At 64.2% G+C, this 13676-nt stretch carries 15 protein-coding genes; 12 read left to right on the forward strand and 3 right to left on the reverse strand.

The genetic code is table 11. The features are described 5' to 3' along the window. The first annotated feature begins 280 nt into the window (after nucleotides 1-280). Entirely contained in the window at nucleotides 281-724 is a 444-nt protein-coding gene (locus GGQ68_RS02025) for a hypothetical protein (RefSeq protein WP_183962718.1), read from the forward strand. Between the two features lie 13 nt (nucleotides 725-737). On the opposite strand, the gene GGQ68_RS02030 is transcribed toward GGQ68_RS02025, so the two are convergent. Continuing rightward, nucleotides 738-1322, reverse strand: coding sequence for an FMN-dependent NADH-azoreductase (locus tag GGQ68_RS02030; RefSeq protein ID WP_183962719.1), 585 nt, complete (start codon nucleotides 1320-1322; stop codon nucleotides 738-740). Between the two features lie 121 nt (nucleotides 1323-1443). Here GGQ68_RS02030 and GGQ68_RS02035 point away from each other — a divergent pair, with 121 nt between their 5' ends. Together GGQ68_RS02035 and GGQ68_RS02040 are read left to right on the forward strand one after the other, a co-directional pair. Continuing rightward, complete coding sequence (locus GGQ68_RS02035) at nucleotides 1444-2328, forward strand: LysR family transcriptional regulator (protein WP_183962720.1); 885 nt, start codon at nucleotides 1444-1446, stop codon at nucleotides 2326-2328. Continuing rightward, a complete protein-coding gene (locus GGQ68_RS02040) occupies nucleotides 2325-3215 on the forward strand; it encodes a DMT family transporter (protein WP_343055813.1) in 891 nt (296 codons plus the stop codon). The genes GGQ68_RS02035 and GGQ68_RS02040 overlap by 4 nt, the downstream gene beginning before the upstream one ends. Nucleotides 3216-3272: 57 nt before the next feature. On the opposite strand, the gene GGQ68_RS02045 is transcribed toward GGQ68_RS02040, so the two are convergent. Continuing rightward, entirely contained in the window at nucleotides 3273-3617 is a 345-nt protein-coding gene (locus GGQ68_RS02045; protein ID WP_183962722.1) for an ArsR/SmtB family transcription factor, read from the reverse strand. Nucleotides 3618-3914: 297 nt separating this feature from the next. Between GGQ68_RS02045 and GGQ68_RS02050 the strand changes: the two genes are divergently transcribed. The 7 genes from GGQ68_RS02050 to GGQ68_RS02080 all read left to right on the forward strand — a co-directional run bounded on the left by GGQ68_RS02050 (nucleotide 3915) and on the right by GGQ68_RS02080 (nucleotide 8086). Beyond that, nucleotides 3915-4292 carry an AtpZ/AtpI family protein gene (locus GGQ68_RS02050; RefSeq protein WP_183962723.1) on the forward strand — a complete coding sequence of 126 codons (378 nt, stop codon included), beginning with the start codon at nucleotides 3915-3917 and terminating at the stop codon, nucleotides 4290-4292. After that, the gene (locus GGQ68_RS02055; RefSeq protein WP_183962724.1) at nucleotides 4282-5052 is read left to right on the forward strand and encodes a F0F1 ATP synthase subunit A; all 771 of its coding nucleotides are present in this window, start codon (nucleotides 4282-4284) and stop codon (nucleotides 5050-5052) included. The genes GGQ68_RS02050 and GGQ68_RS02055 overlap by 11 nt, the downstream gene beginning before the upstream one ends. A gap of 78 nt (nucleotides 5053-5130) precedes the next feature. Beyond that, nucleotides 5131-5352: a F0F1 ATP synthase subunit C gene (locus GGQ68_RS02060; protein ID WP_183962725.1), complete on the forward strand. Its 222-nt coding sequence runs from the start codon at nucleotides 5131-5133 to the stop codon at nucleotides 5350-5352. Nucleotides 5353-5435: 83 nt separating this feature from the next. Further along, complete coding sequence (locus tag GGQ68_RS02065) at nucleotides 5436-5987, forward strand: F0F1 ATP synthase subunit B' (protein ID WP_183962726.1); 552 nt, start codon at nucleotides 5436-5438, stop codon at nucleotides 5985-5987. A gap of 3 nt (nucleotides 5988-5990) precedes the next feature. Beyond that, nucleotides 5991-6548: a F0F1 ATP synthase subunit B gene (locus GGQ68_RS02070; protein WP_183962727.1), complete on the forward strand. Its 558-nt coding sequence runs from the start codon at nucleotides 5991-5993 to the stop codon at nucleotides 6546-6548. Nucleotides 6549-6743: 195 nt separating this feature from the next. Next, the gene (locus GGQ68_RS02075; protein ID WP_183962728.1) at nucleotides 6744-7553 is read left to right on the forward strand and encodes a division plane positioning ATPase MipZ; all 810 of its coding nucleotides are present in this window, start codon (nucleotides 6744-6746) and stop codon (nucleotides 7551-7553) included. 164 nt (nucleotides 7554-7717) lie between these two features. Continuing rightward, a complete protein-coding gene (locus GGQ68_RS02080; RefSeq protein ID WP_183962729.1) occupies nucleotides 7718-8086 on the forward strand; it encodes a hypothetical protein in 369 nt (122 codons plus the stop codon). Nucleotides 8087-8113: 27 nt separating this feature from the next. Here GGQ68_RS02080 and GGQ68_RS02085 read toward each other — a convergent pair whose 3' ends face one another. Then, nucleotides 8114-8614, reverse strand: a complete 501-nt coding sequence (locus GGQ68_RS02085; protein ID WP_183962730.1) for a hypothetical protein — start codon at nucleotides 8612-8614, stop codon at nucleotides 8114-8116. 265 nt (nucleotides 8615-8879) lie between these two features. On the opposite strand from GGQ68_RS02085, the gene GGQ68_RS02090 reads away from it, so the two are divergent. Both GGQ68_RS02090 and GGQ68_RS02095 read left to right on the forward strand, forming a co-directional pair. After that, nucleotides 8880-12335 (forward strand): AAA family ATPase, encoded by a 3456-nt coding sequence (locus tag GGQ68_RS02090; RefSeq protein ID WP_183962731.1) that lies wholly within the window; start codon nucleotides 8880-8882, stop codon nucleotides 12333-12335. A gap of 194 nt (nucleotides 12336-12529) precedes the next feature. Then, nucleotides 12530-13675, forward strand: coding sequence for an alpha-D-ribose 1-methylphosphonate 5-triphosphate diphosphatase (locus GGQ68_RS02095; RefSeq protein WP_183962732.1), 1146 nt, complete (start codon nucleotides 12530-12532; stop codon nucleotides 13673-13675). Nucleotide 13676 lies beyond the last annotated feature (1 nt).

The raw sequence follows: 13676 nt of genomic DNA on the forward strand, positions 1-13676 counted from the left end.
TGGTCGCACGTCTACGTAAGACGGCCGGACCGGCATCGCAAATGGACAAAGCGGAAATGCCCCCGTGGGCGCAACGCGCTGACGGAGGGCGATCCCGGGCCATGCCCAAGGGACCGGAAGACTCAACGCTTCCGGGGTTGCGACTGCGGATAAGGGGAAATCAGGCTTTTGTCAATGAGGGGGCGCCTTGGCCCGCGCGGCTCTCATCTGGATAGTTGCGCGGAGGCAGGGACTGCGTGCATATACGTAAAGTCAGCCCTTCATGCCCACAAGGCCGCCCATGCCCGCAAGTTTCAAGATCCTGACGGAAATGAACATCGTTCTGGTGCGGTTCGAGGGCGACATCACCGTCGACCAGAATGTGGACTGTCTCGGAGCCTATCGCGAAGATCCACAGTTCGACGGCGGTCAGCACATCCTTCTCGATGTTGCCAACTGCACGTTCCCGGAAAGGTTCTTTGAGGAAACCCAGCGCCTTGCAGATCGGCTGACCGCGTTTCACACCGCGCGGGATCCTCGCGCACGCACGTCGATCTATGCACCGGGGAAGGTCAACTTCGGGATCTGCAAGCTGTACCGTGACACTGTAAGGGCGCGTATGCCCTATCCGCTGGAGGTCTCGCGCACCGCGGAGGATGCCCTGCGCTACGCGGAGCTTGACCCGCGTGATCCGGCAGCCCGCCGGTTGCTGCACGTCCCGACGATAGGACGCGCAGCATTCTGAACGGCCGCAGGTCTTATGCGGCGAGGTTTTCCAGATCGGTCTCGGCCCGCGCTTTGGACGCCTCGGGGTCCACCGCTTGCTTGTCGGAGCGCACAACCTGAATGTCGGTGATGCCGACAAAGTTCAGCACCTGACGCAGCCAGGGTGTCGCATGGTCGATGGCGCTGTCCACCTCGGTGCCGCCGCTGGCAATGGCCAGAATGGCGCGCTTGCCGTCCAGCAGACCCACGGCACCCGATTCGGTGTAGCGGAACGTGATACCGGCGCGGGCGATCATATCGACCCAGCTTTTCAACGAGGCAGGCACGTTGAAGTTATAGACCGGGACGGTCAGCAGCAGGGTGTCTGCCTCTTGAATCTCGGCGATCAGGCGGTCGGACAGGGCCAGGTGGTCGCGCTGTTCGGTGGTGCGCTCTTCGTCGCTGGTAAAGGCGGCGTGCAGCCAGCCCGCGTCAAGCTGCGGGATCACCTGATCGGCCAGGTCGCGGCGGATGATCTTGCCGGCGTTCAGCTTGGCTTCGATCCGGTCGCCCAGTTCGCGGGTCACGGACCCCTCGTGGCGGGCGGAAGTGTCGATACGGAGAAGTGTCTCGGTCATTGTGTCGTCCTTTCGGCAAAGCAAACTGCTGTTGCGGTCTGTCCTTAAACTTGGCTCTTGCTCGACCGAACGCAATCTGAGCAAAAGGAAGGTCACTGTTTATATTTGCACAGGACGCAAGATGGACAATTGGGATGAAATCCGCACGGCCTTTCAAGTGGCGCGGATGGGGACAGTCAGCGGGGCAGCGGATGTTCTGGGCGTGCACCACGCCACGGTCATCCGCCACATCGACGCGCTTGAGGGACGTCTGGGTGTCAAGCTGTTCCAGCGTCATGCGCGCGGCTACACCGCGACCGAAGCCGGACAGGACCTGTTGCGCGTGGCGCAGACCACCGATGAGCAGTTTCAACAGCTCGAAGGGCGCATCAAGGGGCGCGGCTCTGATGTGTCGGGCGAGTTGCTGGTGACCTCGTTGATTGCCTTCTCGCCGTTGATGGTGCCGGCGTTGACGTCGTTCCGCGCGGCTTATCCGGACGTGGTGGTGCGCTACCTCACCGGCGACCGGGTGTTCCGGCTGGAATACGGCGAGGCGCATATCGCGCTGCGCGCAGGGCCTGCCCCCCAGGAGCTGGACAACGTGGCGCAGTCCTTTGCCAAGCAGGATGTGGCGCTGTACGGCCACAAGGACTATCTGGCGCGCAGAGGCACGCCAAAGGGCGAAGAAGATCTCGCACAGCACGATTTCGTCGGACACGACGACCCGGACAACCGCGCGCCGCATTATCGCTGGCTTAACGCGCGTGTGCCCTTTGACCGGATGGTGTTCCGCAGTGTCGACTCCCGCGTTCTCGAAGGTGCTCTTCTGGCCGGTGCCGGCCTGGGCTTCATGGGCACGCGCGAAGCGGCGCTGCATCCGGATCTGGTTCAGGTGCTGCCCCCCAGCGACGATTGGACCGCGCCGCTCTGGCTGGTGACGCATGTGGACCTGCACCGCACGGCCAAGGTGCAGGCGTTCCTGTCGCACCTCAAGGCATATGCGGGAGAAGGCACAGCGAAGAAGTGAGCGAGGCGGCCAAGGGACATCTCGCGATGCTCTGCTTCGCCGCGCTGGTGGCGGGCTCGTTCCCATTCGGCGCGATGGTCGGGCCTTACATTGATCCGGTGGTGCTGAACGCGGTGCGCTTTGCGGTGGCCGCGGCGGCGATGTGGGCGGTGGCGCTGGCCAGCGGCACTGGCACCGAGGGCGTGTTCCGCGCGCCCTGGCGGTACTTTGCGCTCGCCGGTTTGTTTGCCATCTACTTCGTCACCATGTTCGAGGGCCTGAAAACCGCAGAGCCCGTCAGCATGGCCGCGGTCTTCACCCTGAACCCGGCTTTGACCGCGGTCTTTGGGTGGGTCGTCGTGCGTCAGGTCACCACCCGCCGTATGGCGCTGGCCATCGTGGTTGGCGGTCTTGGCGCGCTTTGGGTGATCTTTCGCGGTGATCCGAACCTTGCCCTGCGGTTCGAGATCGGGCGCGGCGAGCAGGTGTACCTATGGGGTTGTCTCGCCCACGCGCTCTATTCCCCGTTGCTGCGAAAGCTCAATCGGGGAGAGCCGGCGCTGGCCTTCACCGCCTCGATCCTGACGGCGGGGGCGGTGATCCTCGGCGTATACGCTGCGCGCGATATCGTCGAGACCGACTGGGCCGCGATGCCGGTGATCGTCTACCAGGTCATCGCCTACACGGCCATCGTCGCCACCGGCGTGACCTTCCTGATCCTGCGCTACGCGACCCTGCGTCTGCCGTCGGCCAAGGTGATGGCCTATACATATATCGTGCCGTGCTTTGTCATCGTCTGGCAACTGGCGCTGGGGCAGGGCGTGCCATCCGCCATAGTTCTGCCCGGTGTTGCGCTGACCGTCCTGTCGCTTCTGCTTTTGATCAAGGACGAAGAGCAAGACAGTTGAGCATTCAGGAAGCAGAGACGCCAGCACCGTGCCTTGTCTCTCCGCGCCTCCAAGTGCTCACTCGTTCGGCGCGCCTGTGGCCGGAGAAAGCTCCGCTTCAAGGAAGCGCTCGAAGGCATCGAGGTTCACCGGCTCAAACAACCCGAAGCTTTGCATCCAGATGGTCGCTTCGCGCAGGGCGTCGGGTTCCAGCTTGCACCACTTTACCCGACCGCGCTTTTCCTGGCTGATGAGGCCGGCGTTGGTGAGCACGGCCAAGTGTTTGGAGATCGCGGCGAGCGACATCTCGAAAGGCTCCGCCACATCGGTCACGGCCATGTCGTCCTCCAGCAGCATCGACAGGATGCGGCGGCGGGTCGGGTCGCCGAGAGCGGCGAAGGTGGCGTCGAGGCGGGCGGTCATGGGCTTTGCAGATAGACCGGAACGCAGGCATTGCACAGCATATATAAAGAGGAGAGAGCCGCCTGCGCCATGGGGATGCCGGGGCCCGATGGCAAGATCAACTGATGAGTTGAATATGCAAACGCAGCAGGCTGGGGCGCTAACAGGGGTGAGGTGCTTTGAAAATTGTCAGCTGGCAATTTGGAAATGCCATAAATTTCAGAGCCTTGCCGGTTCTGAATAAAGGCTTAACCCGTCGTTGACTCCGGGGGCTGCACCGCCTATTCCCCTCTCGAACTCTGGTGGAGCAAACAGCCCATGAGCGCGCCTGACCCGAAGCGACAGATGCAGGACCTCGAAGCCCGCATCAACGCCTACAAGAAGGCCACGGGGCAGGTGAAGCCTCACCAGGAAGAACACTACAGTCAGGCCAACATGGCGTGGCGCATGGTGACGGAGATGGTTGCCGGACTCGGGATCGGGTTTGGCATTGGCTACGGGTTGGACTGGCTGCTTGGCACGGGTCCCTGGCTCATGGTCATCTTCGCGCTGCTGGGCATCGCCGCCGGCATCAAAGTGATGCTGCGCACAGCGAAAGAACTGCAGGCGAAGCAGGAATTGAACGAGGCGGACGCGCCTGAGGCTGACAAGGGCGCCGCAGGCGGCGCAAACGAGGGGAACACGCATGGCGACTGAGACGCACGGTGCAGAGCACGCGACCGAAGGCACTGGCCTGGTCTTTCACCCGATGGACCAGTTCATCGTCAAGCCGCTCTTTGGCCACGGTGATGTAGGTCTGTTCACGATCACCAACGTGACGCTTTGGCTGTTCCTGGCGATCGTGGCCATCGTGCTGCTGATGGTCGTGGGCACGTCGCGCCGCGCCATCGTGCCGTCGCGCTCCCAGTCGGTGGCCGAGCTGGCCTATGGCTTCGTCTACAAGATGGTCGAAGACGTCACCGGCAAGGACGGTCTGAAGTATTTCCCCTACATCATGACCCTGTTCATGTTCATCGTCTTCGCCAACTTCCTTGGCCTGATCCCGATGTCCTTTACCACCACGTCGCATTTCGCCGTGACCGTGCCGCTGGCATTGGCGGTGTTCATCGGCGTGACCGTTCTGGGTTTCGTGAAGAACGGTCCCGGTTTCCTTGGCCTCTTCTGGGTGTCCTCCGCCCCGCTGGCGCTGCGTCCGATTCTGGCGATCATCGAGGTGATTTCCTACTTCGTGCGTCCGATGAGCCACTCCATTCGTCTTGCAGGCAACGTCATGGCGGGTCACGCCGTGATCAAGGTCTTCGCCGGTTTCGCCGCGCTGGCCGCTGTCTCGCCCATCTCGATCCTCGCGATCACCGCGATGTACGGTCTTGAGGTGCTCGTGGCCTTTATCCAGGCCTACGTGTTCACCATCCTGACCTGCGTGTACCTCAAGGACGCGCTGCATCCCTCTCACTAAGGCGGTGCGGGGCTGATCCCGCGCCTCCCCCGACAGAACAACCAGACTACAAACTTCCAATCGTAAGGAGATACCACCATGGAAGGCATTCAATTTCTCGGCGCAGGCATTGCAGGTCTCGGCACGGGCATCGCGGCCCTCGGTGTGGGCAACGTTGCTGCCAACTTCCTGGCCGGCGCTCTGCGCAACCCCTCCGCTGCTGGCTCGCAGACCGCGACCCTCTTCATCGGCATCGCATTCGCAGAAGCACTGGGCATCTTCTCGTTCCTGATCGCTCTGCTGCTGATGTTCGCCGTCTGATCCACGGAATTTGACGATCCTTACGCGCGGGCGGCCTGACATGGGCCGCCCGATGTAGAGACCAAGTTCCGACGGAGGACGACATGGCGGTTGAACCGTATCAGGAAGAACTGGCTGGCACCTGCGTCGACGCAGGCGGCTCCGCGATCGGGATGCCGCAACTCTGCGGTGACTGGGTCGGCAACCAGGTTTTCTGGCTTATCATCACCCTCGTGGTGATCTACTTTATTCTGGCGCGTGTCGCCTTGCCGCGGATCGCGTCTGTTCTGGCTGAACGTCAGGGCACCATCACGAACGACATCGCCGCAGCCGAAGATCTGAAGTCGAAGGCGCAGGACGCCGAGGCGGCTTATGACAAGGCGCTGGCCGATGCCCGCACCGAGGCGCATGCCATTGCACAGCGCGCTCGTGACGATATCAAGGCCGATCTTGACGTGGAAAAGGCGCATGCCGACGCAGAGATTTCTGCCAAGGCTGCTGAATCGCAGAAGGCCATCGATGCCATCCGCGCCAGCGCGCTGGAAAACGTCGAAATCGTTGCCAAGGACACCGCCGCTGCCATCGTGGCCGCACTGGGCATGTCCGCGGACGAAGCCAAGATCAACGCGGCCGTTGACCGCCAGCTGAAGGGATAAATCATGACTCGTTTCATTCTTCCCCTCGCATTGCTGGCCGCTGCTCCGGCACATGCTGCGACTGGCCCGTTCTTCAGCCTGCGCAACACCGATTTCGTGGTGCTGATCGGCTTTATCCTGTTCCTCGTGGTGCTGGTGTACTTCAAGGTTCCGGGCATGCTGGCCAAGCTGCTCGACAAGCGGGCCGAAGGCATTCAGGCCGATCTGGACGAAGCCCGTCGCATTCGCGAAGAGGCGCAGACCTTGCTGGCCTCCTACGAGCGCAAGCAGCGTGACGTGCAGGACCAGGCGGACCGGATCGTGGCCCACGCCAAGCAGGAGGCCGAACTGGCCGCCGAGCAGGCCAAGGCTGACATGAAGGACTCGATTGCGCGCCGTCTGGCCGCTGCCGAGAGCCAGATCGAGTCGGCGCAGGCCGCAGCGATCAAGGACGTGCGCGATCAGGCTGCCGTGGTGGCCGTGGCCGCTGCGCGTCAGGTCATTGCCGAGCAGATGGATCCGGCGAAGGCCGACCAGATGATCGACAACTCGATCAGCGAAGTGGGTGCCAAGCTGCACTGACCTTGCCATCCATGGCATCGAAGGACCCGGCCGATTGGTCGGGTTTTTCTGTCTCAAGGACCGGGCGGGATGCGCGAACGCACTGTTTCCGGCGCGCCGCCGCATCGCAGCACCTTTCCATGGCCGTCCCCAGCTTATAGGGTGCGGCACAGCCAACCACGGGCAACACGTGGTGTTTTCTGAGGGACGTCGAGCGTGGCACACATCATCGTTGTCGGGAATGAAAAAGGCGGCGCGGGAAAATCCACCGTGTCGATGCATATCTCAACCGCCTTGGCGCGGCTGGGACATCGGGTTCAGACGCTGGATCTGGACTTGCGGCAGCGCAGCCTTGGCCGATATCTGGACAACCGCGCGGCCTTCCTGGCCAAAGCCGGGCTGGAGCTGCCCTCGCCCGGTCATACGGATCTGCCGAACATCGACAAAGAGGCCCTTGGCCCCAATGAGAACGCGAACGACCGTCGTCTGAGCGAGGCTGTGGCCGGGTTGGGCGAGACCAATGATTTCATCCTGATCGACTGCCCGGGATCGCACACGCGGCTGGCACAGGTGGCGCATTCGCTGGCGGACACGCTGGTGACGCCGCTGAACGACAGTTTCATCGACTTCGATCTGTTGGCGCATATCGATTCGGAGGGCGACAAGATCATCGGTCCGTCCGTCTATTCCGAAATGGTCTGGGCCGCGCGTCAGGTGCGGGCGCAGGCCGGGTTGCAGCCGATCGACTGGGTTGTGCTGCGCAACCGTCTGGGCGCGCAGCAGATGGTCAACAAGATGAAGATCGAAAAGGCGCTGGACCGTCTGTCCAAGCGGATCGGCTTTCGCGTGGCGCCGGGCTTTTCGGAGCGTGTCGTGTTCCGGGAGCTGTTCCCGCGCGGGCTGACGCTTCTGGATCTCAAGGATGTGGGCGTGAAGCAGCTCAACATCTCGAACGTGGCGGCACGCCAAGAGCTGCGCGAATTGATCAAGGCGCTGAATTTGCCGGGGGTCGAGGTCACGTTCTGACCTTTCCCGCGTCACGGCGACTGATGGGGCGGGCTTCGTAAATTCGGACGTCTGGTTTGTGGTGGGTGCACAACGGCCTGAGCGGTTCAGTTGCCTGTCTGGTCGCGATTAAGAATTTGCTAACCATCGTGGCGCACGCTGGCCTGATGCGAATGATCCCTTTTGTGCCCCTGATATTGTTAACCGCCTGCGATACGCCCGGTCCGGGCTTTTCTGGCGCGCCTGCGGTCAAGGTGGTTGAGGCGGGCACGTCGTTTACCCTGCGGCGGCGTGGCAACTTCGTCGAGGCTATTCGCACCAGCTCTCATATGCTGCCGAAATTCGAGGATGTCGCCCGAAACGCCGGGGTCGCCACACAGGCGCAAACGGGGTGCCGCGCCGATTGGGTGCTGGGTGATCCGACGATGATGACCATCGGGCTGGAATGCGATGGTCATCGTGCGCCGCCTCTGCCCCGTCGCAAGCACACGCTGTTTTGCGAATACTTCGATGCGGGGCAGGGCGCTTTGGATTTGGAATGCATCCGCGCCTGACGTGTTTCAGGCACCGGTAGAGGCGCTTTAGTCCTTCTTTTTCTTCAGGTTGACCGTGAGCGCCGGGTATTTGAAATCATCCGTTTCGTTATCGGTGTTCGCTGCGGCCACGGCCCCGATGATGATGGCACCCAAGACACCGGCGCCTGCCGCGCTTTGCTGACGTTGCTGGTTGGTGTCGTTGTAGACGTTCACCGTGATCGAGCCGGACTGCGTTTCAGTCTCGCACCGAACGAAGAGCGCCGGGGAGTTCGGGCCGTCATCGGGCACGATGACATTGGCCGGCGTGGTGAAGTTCGCAGCATAGGTGCCGCTGTCGATCAGGCATGGAACGCCGGTCAATTCAGTGCGGCCCTGTTCGCCATTTCCCCAGGTTCTTATCTGAACCGTTTCCTGCCCCCGGAAGCGCGGCACCGGATTGCCCGCTGCGCGCGCGCGCCCGTACACGTCGATGCCGACGGCTGCGGCCCGGTCTTTCGGGACAACCGTGACCGGCGGGGTCGAAATTTCGGCATTGGCGCAGGCCATCAACGATAAAACGGTGCCAAAATCATGAAACGCTTCATTTTCGGTATCCTTGAGCTTTGAACACTCCCAATCGCGCGACGTGATATTTCAAAAACGTGGGCAGAGGCATTCCGTCTTTCATCGTGTTTTGCGTGCACAGCCGGATGCTGTGTTTTGCCACAATATCTTGGGGACAAGTGGCAAGGCTCTGCCAAATCCGGCGCGATCTGATTGACTCGGACCCGATGAAACCGCCAAATTGCAGGTCTCAAAAGGAATCGCGCGCGTGCAGTTTTCAAAGCTCCGTCTGACAGGCTTCAAAAGCTTTGTGGACCCCACAGATCTGTTGATCTCGACCGGGTTGACCGGCGTGGTCGGGCCGAATGGTTGCGGCAAATCCAACCTGCTCGAAGCGCTGCGCTGGGTCATGGGCGAGACGCGGGCCAAGGCCATGCGCGGCGGCGGCATGGAGGATGTTATCTTTGCCGGTGCGGCGTCCCGTCCGGCCCGGAACTTTGCCGAAGTGTCGCTGATCATCGACAATCAGGACCGCCTTGCGCCGGCGGGCTTTAACGAGACCGACCAGTTGGAGGTGGTGCGTCGCATCACCCGCGACGTGGGCAGCGCCTACAAGGTGAACAGCAAGGACACCCGCGCGCGCGATGTGCAGATGCTGTTTGCGGATGCGGCCACGGGATCGACCTCGCCCGCGCTGGTGCGGCAGGGGCAGATTTCCGAACTGATCAATGCGAAGCCAAAGAACCGGCGCAAGATCCTGGAAGATGCGGCCGGGATCGGGGGCCTGTATCAGCGGCGCCATGAGGCGGAGCTGAAGCTGCGCAGCACAGAGGCGAACCTGCTGCGTGTTGACGATGTGGTGGAGCAGTTGGCCGGGCAGCTGGGGCAATTGGCCCGACAGGCCAAGCAGGCCGCGCGCTACCGGGCCATCGGCGAGCAGCTGCGGCAGGCTGAGGGCATGCTGCTTTACCGGCGCTGGCACGAGGCGGATCAGGCGCGGGCCAGTGCGGAGGCTGCGTTGCGTGAGTTGGTGACGGCGGCGGCAAGCGCGGAACGGGACGCGCGCGCGGCGGAAACCGCTCGGGCGGCTGCCGAGGAGTCGCTGCCTGCGTTGCGCGAGGAGGACGCCATTGCCGCCGCGGTGCTGCAACGGTTGTTGGTGCAGCGGGATGCTTTGGCGGATCAGGAAAAGCAGGCACAGCAGCGGATCGAGACGCTGCGCAAGCGCATTGCCCAGCTCGATCAGGACATGGCCCGCGAGGAGACCCTGAACCGCGACGCCGGCGAGACCATCGAACGGCTTGAGGCGGAGGCGCGCGAGCTGGCGGAGGCGTCGGACGGGCACGACGACAAGGTCGAGGAGGCCATCGAGGCCGCCCACGAGGCCTCTGACGTATTGCAGATGCGCGAGGCGGATCTGACCCAGATGACCGAGGATGTGGCGCGTCTGGCGGCCCGTCACCAGTCGGCGCAGCGCTACCTGGCGGATTGTCAGCGCCTGGTTGCCCGCAACGAGGCGGAGGCGGAGAAGGCGCGCGCCTTGGTCGCGGATGTGCAGGACCGGCTTGGCCAGGCGCGTGAGGCCACCGAGGATGCCCGCGCCCGCCAGATGGATGCGGACGCCATGGCGGAACGGGCGGAGATGCTGCTGACCGACGCGGAAAGCGCGCGCGCCGAATGCCAGACGCGCGAGGCGGAGGCACGCGGCGAGCGGTCCGAGGCCGAGGGTCTGATGAACGCGCTGAGCGCCGAGGTGACGGCTTTGGCGCGGTTGCTGGAGCGGGACACCGCCGAGGGCGGTCAGATCATGGACCGGTTGCAGGTTGAACAGGGGTTCGAGAAGGCGCTTGGGGCGGCTTTGGCGGACGACCTGCGCGCGCCCGAGGTGGAGGCCGATGGGCCGTCGGGTTGGCTGGTCATGCCGGGCTACGATGTCGCGCAGCCTTTGCCGACGGGGGTCACCTCGCTGGCGCAGCATGTGTCGGTGCCGGATGTCCTGGTGCGTCGTCTGGCGCAGATCGGACTTGTGGAGGCGGAAGACGGCCCGAGGCTGCAACAACAGCTGTCGCCGGGGCAGAGGCTGGTGTCGCTGGAGGGCGATCTGTGGCGCTGGGACGGGTTCCGCGCCTGGGCCGAAGACCAGCCCTCGGCGGCGGCGCTGCGGCTGGAGCAGTTGAACCGGCTCGAAGGGTTGAAGCAGGAAATGGCGGAGGCCTCGGCGCGGCTGGACGGGACGCGCGCGGCGCATGATGCGTTGGTGGCGCGGCTGGCGGAGCTGACCCGTGCGGACAAGGACGCGCGCGAGGCGCGGCGCATGGCGGATCAGCGCGTCACCGAGGCGGCGCGCGCGTTGTCGCGGGCCGAGGCGGATCACGACATGGCGGGCGGCAAGCTGGAGAGCGCCACTCTGGCGGTGAAGCGCTACGAGGACGAGGGAAGCACCGCGCGGGCGCAGCTGACGGAGGCGGAGCGGGCGCTGGACCAGCTCGACGATCTCGACGAGGTGCGCGCCAAGGCCGAAGACGTGAAGATGACGGTCGAGGCCGCGCGCATGACGATGATGACGCGCCGCTCCGCCGCAGATGAGCTGCGACGCGAGGGCGAGGCCCGCAAGGGGCGGGCGCAGCAGGTGGCAAAGGATCTGTCCGGCTGGACGCAGCGGTTGGAGAATGCCACCGCCCGCGCCGGGGAGCTGGCGGAGCGCAAGGCCGAAGCCGAGGACGATCTGTCCGATGCCTACGAGGTGCCCGACGATCTGGCGACACAGCGCGAGGAGCTGTCTGACAGCATCGCCACGGCTGAAGACCGCAAGTCGCTTGCGCAGGACCGGCTGATCGAGGCGGAGAGCGTGCTGCGGGAGGCCGTGACCTCGGAACGTGATGCGGAGCGTTTGGCCGGTGAGGCCCGCGAGGCCCGCGCCCGCGCCGAGGCCCGTGCGGATGCCGCGCGCGAAAGCGTGCAAGCGGCCACCGCGCGCATCGAAGAGGCATTGGAGACCACGCCCGAAGCGCTGTTGGCGACGTTGGATGCGACGCCCGATGACGTCGGTGATGCGGAGAAGATCGAGAGCGAGGTTGCCCGCCTGAAACGCGCGCGCGATGCGTTGGGGGCCGTGAACCTGCGGGCCGAGGACGACGCGCGGGAGGTGCAGGACGAGCACGATACGCTGGTGTCGGAGAAGAACGACCTTGAAGAAGCGGTGAAGGCGCTGCGCACGGGGATCGCCTCTTTGAACCGGGAAGGTCGTGAACGGCTTTTGACCGCCTTTGAGCAGGTGAACAGCAACTTTACCATGTTGTTCACGCATCTGTTTGGCGGCGGCGAAGCGAGCCTTGTGATGGTCGAATCCGACGATCCGCTGGACGCGGGACTGGAAATCATGTGCCAGCCTCCGGGCAAGAAGCTGTCGACGCTGTCGCTGATGTCGGGGGGGGAGCAGACGCTGACCTGTCTGGCGCTGATCTTTGCGGTGTTCATGGCGAACCCCTCGCCGATCTGCGTGCTCGACGAGGTGGACGCGCCGCTGGACGATGCCAACGTGACGCGGTTCTGCGACATGCTCGACGAGATGTGCCGCCGGACGGAGACCCGGTTTCTCATCATCACCCACCACGCTGTGACCATGGCCCGGATGGACCGGCTGTTTGGCGTCACCATGCAGGAGCAAGGGGTGTCGCAACTGGTGTCCGTGGACCTCAAGCGCGCCGAAAAGCTGGTGGCGTGACAGCGGGTTGGACCGTTTCAGTGAGTGTTTTCCAAGCAAAGAGGCAGGGCGCGTAGGGCGCTTGGCCTGCTCTGCGTTGCGCTGGCAGTGGCTTGTGGCACAACCGCGAGGGCGTGGGGCGGGCCTGTTGGCGCCGGCTTTGGGGGCACGATGATGGGTTTCGCGGGCGCGGCGGTCGGTCTATGGGAGCGCGCATGAGTTTGGACATGACATTGAATGGCGCGCGGGTGCTGACGCCTGAGGGATGGGACAGCTGCGCTGTGCCTGTGAGCGGCGGTTTGATCGCGGATTGCGCCGTGGGGCGCGCCGTCGATCTGTCGGGCTACGACCTGTTGCCGGGACTCGTGGATGCTCATGGCGACGGATTCGAGCGGCATATGGCACCGCGCCGGGGCGCATTGCGTGAACGCGATGCGGGGATGCTGGCGGTGGCCGCCGAGCTTGCGGCCTGTGGAATCACCACGGCTGTGATTGCTCAGTTCTGGTCCTGGGAAGGCGGCCTGCGCGGGCCGGATTTTGCCCGAGAGGTGTTCGAGTCGGTCGATGTGATGCGCGGCAGCGTGCCGGTGGACATGCGGTTGCAGCTGCGGTTGGAAACGCATTTTCTGGATGAGTTCGCGGCGGCCGAGGCGGCCATTGCGCGGTTCGGCATCCGTTACGTGGTGTTCAACGATCACCTGCCGCACGCGCGTCTGGCCGAGGGGCGCAAGCCGCCGCGTCTGACGGGGCAGGCGCTGAAAAGCCGGCGCAATCCAGAGGATTATTTCCGCCTGTTGCTGGATCTTCACGCGCGCGGGCCGGAGGTTGGTCCGGCGGTGGAGGCGCTCTGTGCACGGTTGGTGGCGCAGGGCGTGACGCTTGGCAGTCATGACGATCAGACTGAGGCGGACCGGTCCGTTTGGCGGGCACGTGGCGCGCGCGTGTCGGAGTTTCCCGAGACACTGGAAGCGGCGCAGGCGGCGCGGGACGGTGGCGATTTCACCGTGCTGGGCGCGCCGAACGTGGTGCGGGGGGCGTCCCATGCGGGCAATGCCTCCGCCCAGGATCTGATCGCGGCGGGGCTGTGTGATGCGCTGGCGTCGGATTACCATTACCCGTCCCCGGCGCGCGCGGCGTGGCGCTGTGTCGAGCTTGGGCTGCTGGATGTGGCCGGGGCCTGGGCGCTGGTGTCCAGCGGGCCTGCGCGGCTGTTGGGGCTGACGGATCGCGGCGTGATCGCGCCCGGCCAGCGTGCCGATCTGGTGGTCATGGAGCGCGACAGCCGTCGGATCGTGGCGACCCTCGCGGGCGGGCAGGTGGCGTGGATGAGCGGCCCTGTGGCGGGCCGCTTTGTTGGATAGG

Source organism: Sagittula marina (genome assembly GCF_014196795.1).
In the GTDB taxonomy this organism is placed as follows: domain Bacteria; phylum Pseudomonadota; class Alphaproteobacteria; order Rhodobacterales; family Rhodobacteraceae; genus Sagittula; species Sagittula marina.